Source organism: Micromonospora sp. AMSO12t, from assembly GCF_008806585.1.
Taxonomy (GTDB): domain Bacteria; phylum Actinomycetota; class Actinomycetes; order Mycobacteriales; family Micromonosporaceae; genus Micromonospora; species Micromonospora reichwaldensis.
The window spans coordinates 63,149-81,277 of record NZ_WAAS01000003.1 but is presented as its reverse complement, the minus strand read 5'-3'; the positions used below and the strand labels follow the sequence as shown (position 1 = coordinate 81,277).

The following is an 18,129-nucleotide window of genomic DNA, read 5'->3' as shown; positions in this document are numbered from 1 at the left end:
AGGCAGAGCACCAGCACCACGGCGAGCGAGATCAGCACGATCTTGCCGGCGCCGCGGAAGTCGAACGCCGGCAAGATCGTGCTGATCTCGCTCGCCGTGGTGCTGGTGCTCTGCCTGGGCGGCGCGGCGATCGTCGCCTTCGCCGTCAAGGACGACGTCAAGGAGACCGTCGACGCCACCCGGACCCGGGTCGTCGCGCCGGCGACCCTCGCCGGGCGGCCCAGGGCGACGGACCCGACCCTCCAGGCCGGCGCCCGGGAACTCGAGGCGGAACTCAACAAGACGATCCCCGGCGCCAGCAGCACCGTCGGCGAGTTCTACGGCACCCTCACCGGCAGGAACCTCGTGATGATCGCCGCCGCGTCCGGCTTGAACCCGGACCCGGCCAAGACGCTCGAGGACACCATCAGGGGCGCGCGCACCAGCGACGTGCGGCTGGGCGAGATGAAGACCGTGGATCCGGGACCGCTCGGCGGCGAGGCCAAGTGCGGCGACGCCAAGGCGCAGGACGTGCCGCTCGGCGTCTGCGTGTGGAGCGACAAGGGCAGCGTCGGCATGGTCATCATCTACTTCAAGACGGGCCAGCAGGCCCACGCCGAGTTCGCCACCATCCGGGGACAGGTCGAGCAGAAGTCCTGACCCGTACGGCAGCGCGGGGGCCCGCCCACGACGGTGGACGGGCCCCTTTCGCGTCAGCCCGCCGTGGCGGCCCGCTCGGCGGCGCTGCGCAGCACGCAGAACTCGTTGCCCTCCGGGTCGGCGAGCACCACCCAGCCCGAACCGTCGGGGCGGCGCTGGTCGGCGACCTGGGTGGCGCCGATGCCCACCAGGCGCGCGACCTCCTCGTCCCGGGTCCGGTCCGTGGGCTCCAGGTCGAGGTGGAGGCGGTTCTTCACCTCCTTGCCGTCCGGCACCGCAACGAAGAGCACCTCCGGTCCTCCCGGGGGCAGCAGCATGGCCTCCGGGTCGCCGGGGAAGTCGTCCGGCTGGCGGGGGCAGTCGAAGACCTGCGCCCAGAAGCCGGACAGCGCGTACGTGTCGCGGCAGTCGATGCAGACGTTGTGGATCCGTGCGCTCACGGGTGTTCCTCCTCGATGGTCTTACCCGCCCGCTCCGTCGCGCCGGCGCCGAGCACCCGCTCGGCCTCCCGCGCCCGGGTGCGAACGGCCGGTTCGAGACGGACGCGCGCCCGGTTCTTCACCCTCCCGGCCTCGGGGACCGGTGGGAAGAAGACGTGCGGGGTGGCCGGCAGCACCGCCTCCGGACCACCGGGGGCGTCGTCGGCGTGCCGGACGTATCCGGTGACCGCCGGCCAGGAGCCGGAGCGGGCATAGGTGTCGTGACAGTCGAAACTGGTGTTGTGGATCCGTGGATACACGGAGTTCCTCCGCTGGGGGATGAGGCGCCCCGCGTGCGTGAGGGTCAGCCGGCGAGACGGGGCGCGGAGATCATGACGGTGAACATCGACGCACCCCCCTCCGGTCCTCGAGCTGACGCCGTGATCCTTCCATCGGGCCCGTACTCCCCGCAACCCCGGGGTGGCCCGTCACCGCCGGGCGGCCGGCTCCTGGGCGGTGACCGCCGGGGCCGCCTCCGCCGCCGGCAGCGTCACCGTGACCTCCAGCCCGCCACCGGTCTGGGCGACCACCTTCACGGTGCCGCCGTGCGCGTCGCAGACCGCCCGCACGATGGAGAGCCCGAGGCCCGAGCCGCGCGCGCCGGTACGCTCCCGGCCGCCGCGCCGGAACGGCTCGAACAGGCCGGGCACGTCGGCCTGGTCCACCTCGAAACCGGTGTTGCCCACCACCAGCCACGACCGGCACCCGTCCGACCCGGTACGCACCCAGACCCGGCCGTGCAGGTGGTTGTAGCGGATCGCGTTCTCGATCAGGTTGCCGGCCAGCCGGTCCAGCAGCCCGGGATCGCCGACGACCGGCGCGGACTCCAGCGAGGTCTGCACCCGCAGCTTGATCCGCTCGACCTCCCGGCGTACCGCCGACAGGGCGTTGGCGGTGCCGGCGGCGAGGTCGCACTCGGTGCGGCGGCCCAGCCGGCGGCCCGCCTGGGCCTCGCTGCGGGCGAGCACCAGCAGGGCGTCGACCAGCCCGTTGGCCCGCTCGGAGGCGTCCCGGACCACGGTGGCCATCCGGCGGTACTCGGCGGCGTCCGCCTCGTCGTCGCTGAGCGTCACGTCGATCTCGGTACGCATCACCGCGAGGGGGGTCCGCAGCTCGTGCGAGGCGTTGGCCACGAAGCGCTTCTGCGCCTCGAACGCGGCGGCGATGCGGTCCAGCATCTCGTCGAAGGTCTCCGCCAGCTCGGCCACCTCGTCGTCGGCGCCCGAATAGCCGATCCGCTGGTCCAGGGTGGTCTCGCCCAGCCGGCGGGCGGTGGCGGTGACCTGGTGCAGCGGGCGCAGCGCCCGGCCGGCGACCGCGTACGCGCCGGCCACCCCGACGACGCTGATCGCCAGCAGCGCCACCAGGCCCTTGACCAGCAGCTCCGCGCTGGCGGCGTCGACCAGTTGGCGCTGCCACTGCGCGGCGTCCAGCGACCGGCCGTCCGCCAGCACCACCACGGTGCCGGGCAGCAGCTCGTCGGTCGGGCGCAGCGCGTCGCGGACCAGCAGCCAGGCCAGCAGCACCAGGATCGCGCCCGCGCCGACCAGCAGCACCCCGTTGAGCAGGGTCAGCCGCAGCCGCAGCGTGGGCCGCAGCCGGGCCCGCCGGGTCGCGGCACCAGCCTTCGTCCGCGACTGCGGGGCCCGCAAAACCGGCTCACTCCTCACGCTCACAGCCCCACCTTCGTTCGCGACTGCGGGGCTCGCAAAACCGGCTCACTCCTCGCGCTCACAGCCCCACCGTCTCCGCCGTGCGGTAGCCCGCACCGACAACCGTCTCGATCAGCGGCGGGTCGCCGAGCTTCTTGCGCAGGGTCATCACGGTGACCCGGACGATCGTGGTGAACGGATCGGTGTTGGCGTCCCAGACCCGTTCCAGCAGCTCCTCGCTGGAGACCACCGCGCCGCGCGCCTTGAGCAGCTCGCAGAGCACGCCGAACTCCTTGTTGGTCAGGTCGACCGGCTGGCCGCCCCGGGTGGCCACCCGGCGGGCCGGGTCGAGGACCAGATCGGCGAGTTCGAGCACCGGCGGCGCGGCCGGGGTGGCCCGGCGGCCGAGCGCCTGCACCCGGGCGACCAGCTCGTCGAAGGCGAACGGCTTCGGCAGGTAGTCGTCCGCGCCGAGCTGCAGCCCCTCCACCCGGTCGGCGACAGTGCCGCTGGCGGTAAGCATCAGCACCCGGGTGAGCGTGCCGGAGGCGGCCAGCTCGGCGCAGATCTGGTCACCGTGCACGCCGGGCAGGTCCCGGTCGAGCACCACCACGTCGTACCGGGTGACGAACGCCATCTCGTGGCCGCTGTCGCCGTCGTAGGCGACGTCCACCGCCATCCCCCGCTTGCGCAGCCCCCGCGCGATCGCGTCGGCGAGGTTGCGCTCGTCCTCGACCACCAGTACCCGCATTCCGGCCTCCTCGCGCCCCTGACCACCCACAACCTAGTGCCGGCAGCCAAACCGGGCCGCACCCGCCGTCCCGGTCCGACCCCGTTGCAGAAAACCTTCGTCGTACGCAATGCTCTTGGCGGCAACCTTCACGACGGACGGGAAGACGCATGACCGACGCGGCGCCGACGATCCGACGGGACGTCACCTACCGGGGCTTCCGCCTTCCCGGCGACGCCGGGCTGGGCAGCCTGTCCGGGCTGCGCGCGGGCGGACGGGGCCTCGAACTGGCCGACCCGGCCGACCGGCTCGACCACACCGACGCCGACGGCCGCACCCGCCGGTACGCGGCCGGCAGCTGGACGTCCCCGCCCGTGCCGGTCGGCTTCGCCGTGCGCGACGTGGTGCCCTCGTGGACCGGGGACACCCCCGGCGACTGCTGGCTGCGGGTGGAGCTGCGGGGCTGGCACGACGACGCGCCGGCCACCGGGTGGTACGTCCTCGCCGACTGGGCGGCCGACGACCACGCGATCCGCCGGACGTCCGTGCCCGGGCAGCGCGACGCCGACGCCCGGGTGGACACGGACACGCTGGTGGTGACGGGTGCGACCGTCACCGGCTGGCAGGTCCGGGTGACCCTGCTCCGGCCCGAGGACGCCGACGCGACCCCGGTGCTGCGCGCGGTCGGGGCGGTCGCCGCGGGCCCGCGCCCGACGGCTGCAGCCGGGGCGTCCCGGCCCACCGCAGCGGGCTCCCCGCCGGTGGCGGCCGGGCCCGCCCCGGTCACCGGGCCCGAGTTCCGCGCCCCGGGTCCGGCCCCTGCGAGTGGGTCCGCCGCGACGGTCCCGGCCGCCTGGGGCACGGTGCTGGACGTGCCGCGCTACTCGCAGCGGCTGCACGCCGGCGCCCACCCGCAGTGGGGTGGCGGCGGGGATGCCTGGTGCAGCCCCACCTGCACCTCGATGGTGCTCGCCTTCTGGGGCGCCGCCCCGGCCCCGACCCGGTACGCCTGGGTGGCTCCGGCCGGCCCTCGCCCGGTGGTGGTGCACGCCGCGCGACACTGCTACGACCACGCCTTCGCCGGGGCCGGGAACTGGCCGTTCAACACCGCGTACGCGGGCCTGCACGGGGTGGACGCCTTCGTCACCCGGCTGCGGTCGCTGGCCGAGGCGGAGGCGTTCGTGGCCACCGGCATCCCGCTGATCGTCTCCGCCGCGTTCAAGTCGGGCGAGGTGCCCGGGTTGGACTACGACACCGCCGGGCACCTGATGGTGCTGGTGGGCTTCACCGCCACGGGCGCGCCGGTGCTCAACGACCCGTACGCCCCGGACGACGACGCGGTGCGCCGGACCGTCGACCGGGACCGGTTCGAGGCCGCCTGGCAGGGTGGCAGCGGCGGGGTGGCGTACGTGCTCCGGCCGCCCGGCGTGCCGCTCCCCCCGGCGCCGGAGCAGCCCAACTGGTGACCCCGGCGGCGTCCGCGGCACCGGACGCGGCGGCTCAACCGGGATAGCGCCAGACGCCGAGCTCGCCGGTCTGCAGCCGGCACACCACCGTCTCGGCCCGGCTGCGGCAGTCCCCGGTCGCGCCGCGGAGCACGTCCAGCACCCGGGCCCGGCCCTCGGCGACGTCCAGCTCGGCGACCACCACCCCGCCACCGGCGGCGGCCGGCCGCACGGCCAGGAGCCGTTCGTCGGCGTGCCAGGTCATCAGCTGCCAGGTGCCCAGGTCGGCCACTTCCCGACCGGTGGCCGCGTCGAGCACGCCCAGCCGGTCGCCGAGGGGCCCGGGCGCGACCGCCAGGAGCCGGCCGCCCTGTGCCGACAGCACCCCGAACCACCGCCCGCCGACCCACCGGAGCGCGCCGGTCGCCGGGTCGAGCGCGACGAACCTGTTCCCCCCGGGCACGCACAACAGCTCGCCGCACTCGGTGACGTGCTCCACCATGGGGACGCGCGCCTCCCACCGCCGCCGCAGCCCGTCCAGCCCGTAGGCGGTCACCACGCCCGCGGCCGGCCGGACGACCAGCAGCAGGTCGTACGCCACCACCACGTGCCCGGAGGCCTCGTCGAGGCCCAGGTCCGCCGCGTGCACCAGTGCGCCGGAGCGGGGGTCGCGCACCTCGACCCGCCCCTCGGCGGGGACCCGGACGATCCGCTCGACCCGCCCGTCGCGGAGACTGTACGTCGCGCCCTCGCGCGTCGTCGGCACCGACCACAGGGCCCGCCCGGAGGCCGGATCCACCGACCGCACGGCGCCGCCCTCCTCCCCGCCGGTCTGCATCAGCAGGATGCCGGCCGGGTCCCACCAGGGGTAGCCGGGCTGCCGCCAGAGCCCGCGGCCGGTCGCGGCGTCCAGGGCGATCGTCTGCCCGTCGTCCTGGTCCCCGGTGACGGAGAAGAGCACCATCCCCGGCCCGGTCTGGACCTGCCAGAACCGGCCCGCCGCCGCGACCCGGGAGCGCCACACCGGGGTGGGTGGGGCGTCGTCCGCCGGCGCCCGCTCGGGCAGGGCGTACGCGCGCACCTCGACGGTCCCCTCGGGCTCCCCCTCGGCCGGCTCGACGACGTAGAGCCGGTCACCGTGCAGGAACGCCTCCGACCCGAGGCGGGCCGGCACGACGAGCCCGACCCGGGCCGGTACCGGGGCGGCCGCCGCCACGGTGGCCACGAGGAACGCGAGCGCCAGCGCGACCCGCAACGGGCGGCCGACGGCGCGCGGCGGGCGGGGCGGCGGCGCCTCGCGGCCCGGCTCGTCACGCACCTCGCCGAGGTCGATGAGCGTCACGCCCGCCCCTTCCGGTCGCGGTCGCCGGGCAGTTCCCACACGCCCAACCCACCGTCCTCGCGCCGGCAGGCGACGAACGACTCGCGAGCGCCGCACTCCCCCACCACGCCGCGCAGTGCCGCCAGCACCCGCACGCCCTCCCCGCGCTCGTCGATCCGGCCGACCAGGTACCGCCCGTCGCGCTGCCGGCGGTGCACGGTCGTCGCGTCGGCCGAGAGCCACGGGGCGCCGGCCCGCCAGCGGCCCAGTTGCCGCACCGGCCGGCCGGTCGCCGCGTCGAGCAGCACGTGCTCCGCGGCGCCACCGGAGGCGCGCCGGACGGCCAGCAGCCGGCCCTCGACGGCGACCGGCCCCAGCGCCGCGTTTTCGCTCCGCCACCGCAGGGCGCCGGTGGCGGGATCGAGCAGCCGGGTGGCGGGCGAGCCGTCGTCGACACAGATCAGGGCGCCGCAGTCGTAGACGTCCGGCTGGTCGGCCGGGCCGCGGGGCACGCTCCACCGCCGGCGCAGGCCGGGGATCTCGTAGCCGCTGAGGACGCCGCTGGCGTCGGTGAGCAGCACCAGCTCCTCCGTGACCGTCAGCACGCGGGAGCGGTCGGGCACGGTGGTCGCGGCACGCGCCGCGCCCGTGTCGGGGTCGCGCAGCTCCAGCCGCCCGCCGGCGAGCACCGTCAGCAGGCTGATCCGCTGGTCCCGCCGCGACAGGTGCGCGTCCTCGAAGGCCAGCGGCTGCGACCACCGGACGGCACCGGTGGCGGGGTCCACCGAGCGCAGCACGGACGCGCTCGATCCGGCGAAGCCCGACAGCAGCAGGTGCCCGGCCGAGGTGGCGCCGTGCAACTGTCCCTCGCCCCGCCAGCGCACCCCGCCGTCGGCGGTGGAGAGCCCGACCACCTCGGACGCCGTCCGGTCCCCGGCCAGGCCGACCGCCAGCAGGTCGCCGGCCCGGACGGCGTGGAACACCCGCCCCGGCGCGGGCAACGGCACCCGCCACAGGGGACGGCCGGAGGGCAGCCGGTGGGCGGCCAGCCGCGACACCGGATCCCCGTCGGCCACCGTGCCGGGGCCCGACGGCTCCGCCACCAGCAGGGCCCCCTCGACGAACAGGAGATTCGCGTCCGGGCCGGCCGGGACCGTGACGCCCGGCGGTTGCGCGGGCCACGGCGCGGCGGCCGCAGACGTCACCAGGCAGAGCAGGGCGACCAGGGCCGGGGCCCAGCGGCGGAGGAACCGGCCCGGACCGGGCCCGGCGGCCCCGTCGACGTCCCGTCGCTCGCCCAGGTCGATGACCGTCACGTGGCGTCCTCCCCGTCACACCGTGGCCTCCGGCGGACCGGCAAATCGGCCGTGGGGGCACCGGCCCGGCAAAAGCGACGCCGGAGCGCCTGTACGATGGCGCGTCGTGGCTGTGCCGGTGGTAGACCCCTCGCTGAACTCCGTCTCCGAGCCCGTCGCGGCCGAGCCGACGCGCCGGCCCCGGCGCAGGCCCTCCCGCGCCGACGTACTGGCCATCGGAGCCTATGTCCTGCTCGGCGTTTTCGTGTGCCTGAACTACTGGGTCGACGTGCAGAACCGGGTGTCGTCGCACCTGCCCACCGACCACAGTTGGTTCGAGTGGCTCTTCTCGCATGGCGCCTACTCGGTGCGGCACCTGGAGAACCCGCTGTTCACCGAGCGGCAGAACGCCCCGGACGGGGTGAACATGATGGCGAACACCTCGCTGCTCGGGGTGACGCTGCCGCTGGCGCCGCTGACCATGCTCCTCGGCCCGCAGGTCATGTACGCGCTCTACCTGGGCGGCGCGCTGGCCGCGACCGCCGGCACGTCGTACTGGATGCTGTCGCGGCACCTGGTGCGCTCGCGCGCGGCGGCCTTCGTCGGCGGCGCGTTCCTGGGTTTCGCGCCGGGCATCGTGCACCACGCCAACGGCCAGCCCAACTTCGTCTCGAACTTCCTGCTGCCGCTGATCGTGGTGCGGGTGCTCCGGCTCGGCGAGCCCGGCCGGTGGCGGCGCAACGGGATCGTGCTCGGCCTGCTGGTGGCGTACCAGATCTTCATCAACGAGGAGATGCTGCTGCTCACCGCGCTGGCGTGCCTGGTCGTCGTGGTCGCGTACGCGATCATGCGGCCGGCGCGGACGCGGGCGGTGGCCGGCACCTTCGCCGCCGCGCTCGGCGTGGGCGGCGCTCTGGCGCTGCTCCTGACGGCCTACCCGATCTGGTTCCAGTTCAACGGCCCGCAGTCCTACCGGGGGTTGCAGGGCGGGGTGTTCCACAACTGGGGCGAGGACCTGGCCGCCTTCGTCACCTTCGCCCGCGACACCGTGGCCGGCGACGAGGCGGTGGAGAAGACCATCGGCCTGACCGAGCAGAACACCTGGTTCGGCTGGCCGCTGGTGCTGCTGTCGCTGGTGGCGCTGGTGCTGCTGGTCCGCCGCTCGCTCGCCGCCCGGATCCTCGCGGTGCTGGTGGTGGTCTTCACGGTGGCCTCGATCGGCCCGAAGGTGCGGATCAACGGGGTGGAGACGGAGACGGACGGCCCGTGGGCCTACGTCTCCGACGACCTGCCGCTGGTCGAGATGATGATGCCGACCCGGCTGGCCCTGGTCGTGGCGGCGGCGCTCGGCGTGCTGCTCGCCCTGGCCTGGGACACCGTCGCCGGCAGCGGCCGCCCGCCGGTGCCGGCCCCCCGCGCCGGCTCCGACGGCGACGACCGCGCGGCCGGTGCCGACGCCGGGTCGCGCCGCCGCTGGCTCCGGCCGGTCGGGTACGCGGCCGTCGCGCTCGCCGTGCTGCCGCTGTTCCCGCGTCCGCTGCCCGCGGAGCCCGTCGACCCGCCGCCGCACTTCATCACCGCCGGCGGCTGGCGCCCGTACGTGCCGGAGGGCCGGACCCTGGTGCCGGTGCCGATCCCGAGCAACGTGCACGGCCTGCCCACGCTGCGCTGGAGCGCGCTGACGCAGCACGCGTTCCCGATCCCGGGCGGCTACTTCATCGGGCCGAACGAGCTGGGCGAGGGCGTCTTCGGCGCGCCCAACCGTCCGACCAGCACCCTGATCTACTCCACGATGGACAAGAACGCCGTCCCCGCGCTGACCGACGAGAACCGCCGCCAGGCCGTCGAGGACCTGCGCTTCTGGCGGGCGTCCGTGGTGGTCCTCGGCGCGCATCCCCGGGAGGCGGTCCTGCGCGAGCTGATGACCGCGCTGATCGGCCCGCCCCAGCGCGTCGACGACGTGTGGCTCTGGGACGTCCGGCCGCTCGTCGGGTGAGCCGGCGACCGTCGAGGCTCAGTCGGCCGCCGGGCGACCGGCGGCGGGGCTGAGCCGTCAGCCCACCAGCGGGCGGACGTCCCAGACGTGGGCGCCGGCCACCTCCCGGCCGGGCCCGAGCAGCGCGTCGAGCGTACGGCGCACCGGGTCGCCGTGGTGCAGTCCGCCCTGCACCACCAGCGCGGCGCGCCAGTGCCGCAGGTCCTCGACCGCCTGCCGGCGGTGCTCGTCGGTGACCACCGGCACCTCGCCGGTCTCGGCCACCCGGCGCAGCAGCTCGGCGGTGGGGCGGTCCGGGGCGCCCCACCGGGCGGCCGGGTCGTCGGCGCCCCGGGGGCCGATGAAGTAGCCGCCCGGGGCCGGGAAGGCCAGCCCGGTGCGGGCCGACCAGAGCATCGCCGGGCTGAGCCCCGCACCGGTCACCGGCGGCACCGGGACGAGGGTCCGGCCCGGCGGGACGTGGGCCCGCCAGCCGCCCTCGGCCACGAACGCCGGGACTGGCCAGGCCGGCACGGTCCGGATCGGGGTGGGGATCAGCGGCAGCAGCGCGGCGGCCACCGCCCCGCCCCAGAGCAGCCGCACCGGCACGGCGCCCACCCGGGCCTCGGCCCCGTCCCCGGGGCGCAGCCGGTCCGCCCCGGCCGCGGGGCGCAGCCGGTCCAGGGAGAGGGCGAGCAGGATGCCCAGCACCGGGACGCAGACCAGCGGGAAGCGCGCCGGCACCGCGTGGTCGAGCAGCGGCAGCTCGGCGACCAGCCGGTACGGCCCGGGGATGCCGGTGGACGTGCCGTCCAGGCGGACCTGCTCGCCCAGCGAGAGCAGCGCGAAGAGCAGCCCGCAGGCGGCCAGCGCGCGGACCAGCGGCCGGCGCCACAGCCAGATCACGATCACCACGGCGAGCACCAGCAGCCCCGGGCCGAAGAAGGAGTTCTCCTCGGTGGGGTTCGGCGCGAGCAGGCCGGGCAGGTGGTCGTCGCCGAGCACCGTCTGCCGCGCCGAGGCGGTGAACGACGCGGCGTCGAGCTGGTAGCCGTACGCGTGGAAGGGCATCCCCCGGTAGTGGCCCGGGCCGAAGAACTGGAACCACAGCGGGTACGCCAGCAGCGGCAGCGCCACCGCCACCCCGACCGCGAGGCGGCCGAGCAGCGCGGGCGCCCGCCGACGCGCGCTCTCCCGGTCGACCACCGCGTACGCCAGCGCGAACGTCCCGGCGGCGAGCACCAGGAAGACCAGCACCTCCTCGCCGAGGAAGACCTGGTACGCCACCAGCAGCCCGAGCAGCGTCCCGTGCCGCCACACCCGGCGCGGGTCCGGGTGGAACACCAGCGCCAGGATCACCGGCACCAGGAACTGCGCCGCCATGTGCAGGTGCGCCCCGGCCTGCGCGACCATGCCGGGGGCGAAGCCGCAGAAGAGCCCGCCGACCGCCGCCGCCGCCCGGGAGTCGACGAGCCGGCGGCGCAGCAGCGCGTACCAGGCGGTCGCGGTGCCGGCCAGGCAGCAGACCACGGCCACCAGGAACGCGACCTGCGAGCCGAAGAGCAGGGTGACCGGGGTCAGCGGCACGCCCAGGCCCAGCACCGAGGTGTTGGCCATCAGGTTCACCCCGTCCGGGGCGTTCAGCTCCCCGCTGTACAGCGGGTTCTCCAGGCCCGTCACCGCCCGGGCCGCGCGGGCCAGCATCCACTCGAAGAGGACCTGGTCCCCCGCCTGGTGGAACAGCCGCCCCGGGCGACCCCACTGGCCGAGGGTCAGCAGCACCGCCAGGGCGAGGTAGCCGGCGACGACCAGCGCGTCCGGCGCGCGCACCGGCAGCCGGCGGGACCGCCGGGCGGGTGCCGCCCCGGCGGTGCCGGTCGCCGCCGGGGCGGTCATCAGGTCGGCTGGTCGGTCAGCGCCCGGACGTCCCAGACCCAGACGTCCAGCTCCCGGCGGCCGGGACCGACCAGCTGCTCGACGGTGCGCCGCAGCTGCTCGGAGTGGTGCTGGCCGACCGGGAGCACCAGGACGGCCGCCCGCCAGTGCCGCAGCTCGTCGAGCGAGCGGCGGCGCTGCCGGTCGTCCAGCTTCGGGATGCGGCCGGTCGAGGCGACCTCCTCCAGCAGCCGCCCGACGCCGCTGGGCCGGCCGCCGAAGCGGCCGGGGTCGCCGGTGTTGCCGTTGCGCGGCGCCAGGAAGTAGCCGCCGGGGATCTTGAAGTCGAGGTTGGTGGAGGCGGCCCAGCGCATGCCGTGGGTGTGCCCCATGTTCGGCACCGGGATCGGCACCAGCGTCTGGTCCTCACCGACGTAGCCGCGCCACCGGTCGGCGGTGATGAAGTCCGGTACGGGCGGGCGGGAGGTCACCTTCAGCGGCATCGGCGCGATCGGCAGCAGCGCGAGGACGAGCCCGGCCACGGTGAGCGTACGCAGCGTCCGCCGCTCGACCGGCAGCGTCCGGGAGCGCTCGACGGCGAGCGCCAGCAGGATGCCCACCACCACGCTGGTGATCAGGCCGAAGCGGGTGGGCACCACCGCGTCGAGCAGCGGCAGCCGGACCAGCCACTCCCAGGGCCCGGTGAACAGCTCCCGGTGCCACCAGGACACCCGCTCGCCGAGGGAGAGCACCGCGAAGAACGCCCCGGTCGCGGCGAGCGCCCGGACCAGCATCTCCCGGCGCAGCCAGGCCACGATGCCGACGGCAATCAGGGCGAGGCTCCAACCGAAGAAGGCGTTCTCCTCGGAGTAGTTCGGCGCGAGGTTGACGTTGGCGCGCTCGTCGCCGCCGATCGTCGGCGAGCCGGGCGCGAAGAAGGCCGCGATGTCGTTGCCGTAGTCGCGGACCGCGTCGCTCAGGCCGTGGTACGCCATCGGCCCGGCGAACTGGACGTAGAGCGGGTACGCCAGCAGCGACCCGGCGAGCACGGTGCAGATCGCGAGGGCCTTGGCCAGCGGTCGCCACGCCGCCGACCAGAGCCCGGGCCGCTGGGCGAGCACGGCGAGCAGGAACACCCCGCAGGCGAGCGCCGTGAAGAGCAGGATCTCCTCGTTGATGAACGCCTGGGCGGTGACCATCAGGGCGAGCAGCACGCCGTCGCGCCACGGCCGTCGGGACCGGGTGATGACCAGCACCCGCCAGACGATGAACGGCAGCAGGAACTGCGAGATGATGTTGGGGTGCCAGTTGGCGTGCGACAGCATCGCCGGCGAGAACCCGCAGAACCAGCCGCCGACGGCCGCCGCCAGCGGGCTGCGCACGACGTGCCGGGAGAGCACGAAGTACCAGGCCGAGGCCGTGCCGGCGAGCGCGAGCGTGACCAGCACCACGAAGGTCACGGCCGGCCCGAAGAGCAGCGTCACCGGCACCATCGGGATGCCCAGCGCGAGGATGGCCGTGTTGGCCATCAGGTTGACCCCGTCGGGGTAGTTGAACTGCTCGGTGAAGAACGGGAACTCGCCGTGCAGCACCACGCGTACCGAGTGGGCGAGGAAGAACTGCACCTGGGCCGGGTCGCTGCTGTAGAGCGAGGCCACCCGGCCGGCCGGGTCCACCCAGATCTGGCTGGTGACCCACACCGCGGCGAGCAGGAACAGGCCGAAGACCGTGAGGTCCTGCCGACGCCGGGTCCACCGCCGGGGCCGGGCCGCGCCGTCCGCCCCGCGGGCCTCGCCGGAGGGGCCGGCGGCGTCGGTCGCTTCGGTGGTGGCCACGGCCGTGCCGGGAGCGTCGGCCTCGTCGGCGCGGGCGGCCCCGTCCGGCGTACGGTCACCGGCGCCGCCCACGGGCGGCGCCACGGGTTCGGACGCGGGGGCCGCGGCGGCGTCGGATTCCGACCAGGATTCGGCGCGGGTCTCGGCAGGCGTCACAGTCGGCGGAGTCTACCCGAGCGGGACATTCACCCTGAAACCACGGCAGTGTCCTCTGTGGTCGGCGTCGCCCACCGCCCGCGACCTGCGCACGGACGGTGGGCGAGGTGGCGCGTCCCGGTGATCCGACATCTCGTACTATGGCGCTTTCCGTTGAACGACGGCTGAGGCGATCGAGGGGGCGTACAGGTGGCTCCAGTCCGCCGGCGCGGCATCACGGCCACCGCACTGCTGACCCTGCTGCTCACCGCGACCGCCTGCGGGCCGGTGGCCGACCGGCAGCCGGGCGACCTGCGGGTCGGCTACGACAGCCTGGACGGCGACCTGACGGTCTGGCCGCCACGCGGCACCCTGGCGGGCGACGCCGCCGTCCGGTCGGCGGTGACCGAGGCGGTACGCGACTGGCGGTCACCGGCCGACGACCGGGTGCACCTGCCCACGTCCGGGATCCTCTGGTCCGGCGAGGTCGGCGGCGCGCCGCTGGCCCTGGTCGCCGCGGACGTGCCCGGCGAGAGCGCCTCCTGGCTGCTCCAGGTCACCACCGAGGACGGCCGGTACGCGGTCACCCGCGCCGCCGAGTACACCGACCCCGGCTACCTCGTCTACTCCGACGTGCTCCCCGTGCACACCTCCGACGGGCGGCGCTACCTCACGTCGGGCCGGGTGCAGCGGCTGCTCGGGCCGGACGGCCGCGCGCTGCGGCACACCGACGGCCTCACCGAGCCGGTGACCGTGCCGGCCTGCCGGGCGGTGCCGGTTACCGCCACGCTCAGGGCCACCGAGGCGCTGCCCCGGGGCCGCGCCGCCGACCGGCTGCTGGACCTCGGCACCGGCACCACCGACCCGCGCTACCCCCTCGTCCGCGACGAGAGCGGCTCCGGCAAGCGGGCCCTCACGGGCCTGGACACCTGCGCGCTCGCCGGCGAGGAGGGCCCGTTCGGCAGCGTCCCCCGGCGCATCGGCGACCGGGACGCGCCGCGCTCGGTCCCGTCGTCGTGGCCGATGACCAAGCTGACCGTACGCACCCTCGGCGAGGTCGCCCTCGGCGGCGGGGAGCCGGCGGAGCTGGAGCAGTTGAGCTGGGAGACGGCCGACGGCACGATGACCGCCGTGGTCTACCGCCCCGCCGACGGGGGCACGCCGGTGGTCTCCCCCGCCGACCGCTCCAACCCGTTGCAGACGTACACGCTGCCGGTGCCGGGGCAGCCGCTGGCCGTGCTGAGCTGGCGGCCGACCGCCGACAGTTCGCTGTCGACGCCGCCGGACACGCCCCGGCTGGTGGACCGGCCGGGGCTGGTCGTGGTGCCGGCGCCGACCCGGTCGGAGACGTTCAGCCTCGCCGAGGCGGAGAAGACGCACTACCGCTCCCTCGGCGGTCGCTGACCCGGCGTCGGCTCCGCTGACCGGCACGCGAGACGCCGACGGCGGGTGACCCGGTCTCCCGGGGCACCCGCCGTCGGCGGTCTGGAACTCAGTTCTGTGCGGTCGCGTCGTCGGCGGCGATCACCGGCTCGACCGGCTCGACGTCCAGCCGGGAGATCCAGCCGGTGACGTCGCGGGCCACGTCCTGCGCGGTCAGGCCGAGGTCGGCGAGGATCTGCGCGCGGGTGCCGTGCGGGTGCCAGTCGGCTGGCACGCCCAGGTCCTTCAGCGGCACCCGGACGTCGGCGTCCCGCATCGCCTGGGCGAGGGCGTCACCCACGCCACCGACCCGGACGCCGTCCTCGACGGTGACCACGAGGCGGTGCCCGGCGGCCAGCTCGACCAGCTCGGCCGGGACCGGGCGGACCCAGCGCGGGTCGACCACGGTCACCCCGAAGCCCTGCCCGGCGACCCGGGTGGCCACCTCCATGCTCAGGTGGCCGAAGGAGCCGACCGCCACCAGCAGCACGTCCTTGCGCGCCGCCTCGGCCAGCACGTCGACGGTGCCGACCCGGCGCACGGCCGGCAGGTCGGCGGCGACGGTGCCGGTCGGGAAGCGGACGATGGTGGGGCCGTCGTCGACGGCCACAGCCTCGCGCAGCTCCTCGCGCAGGGTGGCGGCGTCGCGGGGCGCGGCGATCCGCAGGCCCGGCACGACCCCGAAGACGGACATGTCCCACATGCCGTAGTGGCTGGGCCCGTCGGGGCCGGTGATGCCGGCCCGGTCCAGCACGAAGGTCACCGGCAGCCGGTGCATCGCCACGTCCAGCAGGACCTGGTCGAAGGCGCGGTTGAGGAAGGTCGCGTAGACCGCCACCACGGGGTGCAGCCCGCCGAGGGCCAGGCCGGCGGCGGAGGTGGCCGCGTGCTGCTCGGCGATGCCCACGTCGTAGACCCGGTTCGGGTGCTTGCGGGCCAGCTTGGCTATGCCGGTGGGCTCGGCCATCGCGGCGGTGATGCCCACCACGTCGGGCCGCTCGTCGGCGATCGCGACCAGCTCGTCGGCGAAGACGTGCGTCCACTTCACCGACGGGGCGGCGACCAGCTTGCCGGTCTCGATGTCGAAGGCGCTGCCGGGGCCGTGCAGGCAGTCGGCCTCGTCCTCCTCGGCCGGGCGGTAGCCGTAGCCCTTACGGGTGACGGCGTGCACGATCACCGGGCCGCCGAAGTTCTTCGCCGCGCGCAGCGCCGACTCGACCGCGGCCACGTCGTGCCCGTCGACCGGGCCGACGTACTTGATGCCGAGGTCCTCGAACATCGCCTGCGGGGCGACGGCGTCCTTGATGCCCCGCTTGACGGCGTGCAGCACCTCGTACATCGGCCGGCCGACCAGCGGCGTCGAGCCGAGTGCCTCCTTGACGGTGTCGAGCACCTTCTCGTAGCCGGGATTGAGCCGCAGCGAGGAGAGGTGGTCGGCGAGGCCGCCGATGGTCGGCGCGTAGGACCGGCCGTTGTCGTTGACCACTATCACCAGCGGGTTGCGGGCGGTGGCGATGTTGTTCAGCGCCTCCCAGCACATGCCGCCGGTGAGCGCGCCGTCGCCGACCACGGCGACCACGCTGCGCTGCTCGCCCCGCAGCGCGTACGCCTTGGCCAGGCCGTCGGCGTAGGACAGGGCGGTGGAGGCGTGCGAGTTCTCGATCAGGTCGTGCTCGCTCTCGGCCTGGCTCGGGTAGCCGGAGAGGCCGCCGCGCTGGCGCAGCCGGTCGAAGCCGGCCTGCCGCCCGGTCACGATCTTGTGCACGTACGCCTGGTGGCCGGTGTCGAACAGGAACCGGTCGCGGGGCGAGTCGAAGACCCGGTGCATGGCCAGGGTCAGCTCGACCACGCCCAGGTTGGGGCCGACGTGCCCGCCGGTACGCGAGACCTTGGCGATCAGGAAGTCACGGATCTCGGCGGCGAGGACGTCCAACTCCTCGGCGGACATCCGCTTGACGTCCTGCGGACCCCGGACGGTGGCCAGCAGCCCGGTGTGGTGGACCGTGCCCTCTTCAACGCTCATGACGCAAGAGTCTATCGGCCGTCCGACACTCCGCAGGCTGGCCCGGACGCCCGCCCACCGACCGGGGGTGCTGAGCGCCTGGTCAGCCTGCGGATGGATCGCGGGCGGCCGGGCGCGCGCCCGCGGGAGTCAGGCCGCGATCCGCAGCCGCCGGGGCGCCGGGACGGCCGGGGTGCCCCGGTACGCCGGCCCGGACGGGGTCCAGGAGCCCAGCACGGCGGCCCGGGCGGCGCCGGTCACCGAGGGCAGCGCGCCGGGCAGCCCGTGCCAGGAGAGCCAGCCCAGCAGGGCGAACGCGTAGGCCTCCTTGGCCTGCGCGGGCACCCCCAGCTCGTCGGTGGTGCGCAGCCGCCAGCGCCCCGCCCCGAGGGCCGCCAGCCGGGCGGTCAGGGTGGGGTTGCGCACCCCGCCGCCGGCCGCCACCACCTCCGCCACGCCGTGCCGGTCGCACTCGGCGGCCACCACCCGGGCGGTCAGTTCGGTCAGGGTGGCGAGCACGTCGTCGGCCGGCACCGCCTCGTCGAGGGCGGCCAGCCGGGCGTCCAGGTAGCCGGCGTGGAACAGCTCCTTGCCTGTCGACTTGGGCGGCGGCGCCGCGTAGTACGGCTCGGCGAGCAGCGCGTCGAGCAGCCCGGGGTGCACCCGACCGGCCGCCGCGCGGGCGCCGTCGAGATCGCAGGGCCGCCCGAGGAGGCGGCGGGCCGCCGCGTCGAGCAGCGCGTTGGCGGGCCCGACGTCGTACCCGAGCACCGGCGCGCCCGGCGCGAGCACCGTGAGGTTGGCGATGCCGCCCAGGTTGAGCGCGGCGCGTGGGGCCGCACCGTCTGCCGGGTCGAGCAGCAGCGCGTCGAACGCCGGGACCAGGGGCGCGCCCTGCCCGCCGGCCGCGACGTCCGCCGAGCGCAGGTCGCTGAGCACGGGTACGCCCACCCGGGCGGCCACCCGGGCCACCGCGCCCAGTTGCAGGGTGCCCCGGGCGCGCCCGTCGGCGACCCAGTGGAAGACCGTCTGCCCGGGCGAGACCACCGCGTCGACCGCGCCGCCGGCCAGCTCGACGCCGAGGGCCGCCGCCTCGGCGAAGACCTCGCCGAGGCGGTTGTCCAGCCGGCAGACCGCCTCGATCGTGGTGCTCCCGGGCGGCAGCAGCGCGCCGATCGCTTCGCGCAGTTCGTCGTCGTAGTCGAGGGCGCGGTGCCCCAGCGGGCGCAGCCGCAGCGTGTCCCCGTCGAGGGTGAACTCGGCGGCGGCCACGTCCACCCCGTCGTAGGAGGTCCCCGACATCAGTCCGACGATCTTCATGGCG

Annotated in this window: 14 protein-coding genes; 4 read left to right on the top strand and 10 right to left on the bottom strand. The window is 75.5% G+C overall.

Annotated elements, in window-relative coordinates:
* Positions 1 to 639 (top strand): hypothetical protein (locus tag F6X68_RS01190; protein ID WP_225851887.1); only part of this gene is annotated, 639 nt, incomplete at its 5' end.
* A gap of 53 nt (positions 640 to 692) precedes the next feature.
* On the opposite strand, the gene F6X68_RS01185 is transcribed toward F6X68_RS01190, so the two are convergent.
* From F6X68_RS01185 to F6X68_RS01170, 4 genes are all read right to left on the bottom strand, one after another.
* On the bottom strand, positions 693 to 1,079 hold the full coding sequence (locus tag F6X68_RS01185; protein ID WP_151452467.1) for a VOC family protein: 387 nt from the start codon (positions 1,077 to 1,079) through the stop codon (positions 693 to 695).
* Positions 1,076 to 1,378, bottom strand: a complete 303-nt coding sequence (locus F6X68_RS01180) for a VOC family protein (RefSeq protein WP_151452466.1) — start codon at positions 1,376 to 1,378, stop codon at positions 1,076 to 1,078. The genes F6X68_RS01185 and F6X68_RS01180 overlap by 4 nt, the downstream gene beginning before the upstream one ends.
* Positions 1,379 to 1,546: 168 nt before the next feature.
* Complete coding sequence (locus tag F6X68_RS01175) at positions 1,547 to 2,716, bottom strand: cell wall metabolism sensor histidine kinase WalK (protein WP_151452474.1); 1,170 nt, start codon at positions 2,714 to 2,716, stop codon at positions 1,547 to 1,549.
* A 133-nt stretch (positions 2,717 to 2,849) separates the two neighbouring features.
* Positions 2,850 to 3,521, bottom strand: coding sequence for a response regulator transcription factor (locus tag F6X68_RS01170; RefSeq protein ID WP_151452465.1), 672 nt, complete (start codon positions 3,519 to 3,521; stop codon positions 2,850 to 2,852).
* Positions 3,522 to 3,670: 149 nt separating this feature from the next.
* Here F6X68_RS01170 and F6X68_RS01165 point away from each other — a divergent pair, with 149 nt between their 5' ends.
* Positions 3,671 to 4,966, top strand: coding sequence for a peptidase C39 family protein (locus tag F6X68_RS01165; protein ID WP_151452464.1), 1,296 nt, complete (start codon positions 3,671 to 3,673; stop codon positions 4,964 to 4,966).
* Positions 4,967 to 5,000: 34 nt separating this feature from the next.
* Here the strand turns inward: F6X68_RS01165 and F6X68_RS01160 are convergent, their stop codons facing one another.
* Together F6X68_RS01160 and F6X68_RS01155 are read right to left on the bottom strand one after the other, a co-directional pair.
* Positions 5,001 to 6,287, bottom strand: a complete 1,287-nt coding sequence (locus tag F6X68_RS01160; RefSeq protein WP_151452463.1) for a PQQ-binding-like beta-propeller repeat protein — start codon at positions 6,285 to 6,287, stop codon at positions 5,001 to 5,003.
* Positions 6,284 to 7,582: a PQQ-binding-like beta-propeller repeat protein gene (locus tag F6X68_RS01155; RefSeq protein ID WP_151452462.1), complete on the bottom strand. Its 1,299-nt coding sequence runs from the start codon at positions 7,580 to 7,582 to the stop codon at positions 6,284 to 6,286. The genes F6X68_RS01160 and F6X68_RS01155 overlap by 4 nt, the downstream gene beginning before the upstream one ends.
* Before the next feature lie 106 nt (positions 7,583 to 7,688).
* Between F6X68_RS01155 and F6X68_RS01150 the strand changes: the two genes are divergently transcribed.
* A complete protein-coding gene (locus F6X68_RS01150) occupies positions 7,689 to 9,557 on the top strand; it encodes a glycosyltransferase family 87 protein (RefSeq protein WP_151452461.1) in 1,869 nt (622 codons plus the stop codon).
* Positions 9,558 to 9,614: 57 nt separating this feature from the next.
* Here the strand turns inward: F6X68_RS01150 and F6X68_RS01145 are convergent, their stop codons facing one another.
* Entirely contained in the window at positions 9,615 to 11,432 is a 1,818-nt protein-coding gene (locus F6X68_RS01145) for a hypothetical protein (RefSeq protein WP_225851885.1), read from the bottom strand.
* The gene (locus F6X68_RS01140) at positions 11,432 to 13,402 is read right to left on the bottom strand and encodes a hypothetical protein (protein ID WP_370518891.1); all 1,971 of its coding nucleotides are present in this window, start codon (positions 13,400 to 13,402) and stop codon (positions 11,432 to 11,434) included. Before F6X68_RS01140 ends, F6X68_RS01145 begins: the two co-directional genes overlap by 1 nt.
* A gap of 189 nt (positions 13,403 to 13,591) precedes the next feature.
* On the opposite strand from F6X68_RS01140, the gene F6X68_RS01130 reads away from it, so the two are divergent.
* On the top strand, positions 13,592 to 14,785 hold the full coding sequence (locus tag F6X68_RS01130; RefSeq protein WP_151452459.1) for a hypothetical protein: 1,194 nt from the start codon (positions 13,592 to 13,594) through the stop codon (positions 14,783 to 14,785).
* An 88-nt stretch (positions 14,786 to 14,873) separates the two neighbouring features.
* Here the strand turns inward: F6X68_RS01130 and dxs are convergent, their stop codons facing one another.
* Together dxs and F6X68_RS01120 are read right to left on the bottom strand one after the other, a co-directional pair.
* Complete coding sequence (gene dxs, locus F6X68_RS01125; RefSeq protein WP_151452458.1) at positions 14,874 to 16,826, bottom strand: 1-deoxy-D-xylulose-5-phosphate synthase; 1,953 nt, start codon at positions 16,824 to 16,826, stop codon at positions 14,874 to 14,876.
* A gap of 129 nt (positions 16,827 to 16,955) precedes the next feature.
* Complete coding sequence (locus F6X68_RS01120; RefSeq protein ID WP_151452457.1) at positions 16,956 to 18,125, bottom strand: anhydro-N-acetylmuramic acid kinase; 1,170 nt, start codon at positions 18,123 to 18,125, stop codon at positions 16,956 to 16,958.
* Positions 18,126 to 18,129: the final 4 nt, after the last annotated feature.

Excerpts from the sequence above, each read along its gene's own strand:
- F6X68_RS01170 (WP_151452465.1), bottom strand. The coding sequence starts at position 3,521 with ATGCGGGTACTGGTGGTCGAGGACGAGCGCAACCTCGCCGACGCGATC.
- F6X68_RS01165 (WP_151452464.1), top strand. The coding sequence starts at position 3,671 with ATGACCGACGCGGCGCCGACGATCCGACGGGACGTCACCTACCGGGGC.
- F6X68_RS01145 (WP_225851885.1), bottom strand. The coding sequence starts at position 11,432 with ATGACCGCCCCGGCGGCGACCGGCACCGCCGGGGCGGCACCCGCCCGG.
- dxs (WP_151452458.1), bottom strand. The coding sequence starts at position 16,826 with ATGAGCGTTGAAGAGGGCACGGTCCACCACACCGGGCTGCTGGCCACC.
- F6X68_RS01120 (WP_151452457.1), bottom strand. The coding sequence starts at position 18,125 with ATGAAGATCGTCGGACTGATGTCGGGGACCTCCTACGACGGGGTGGAC.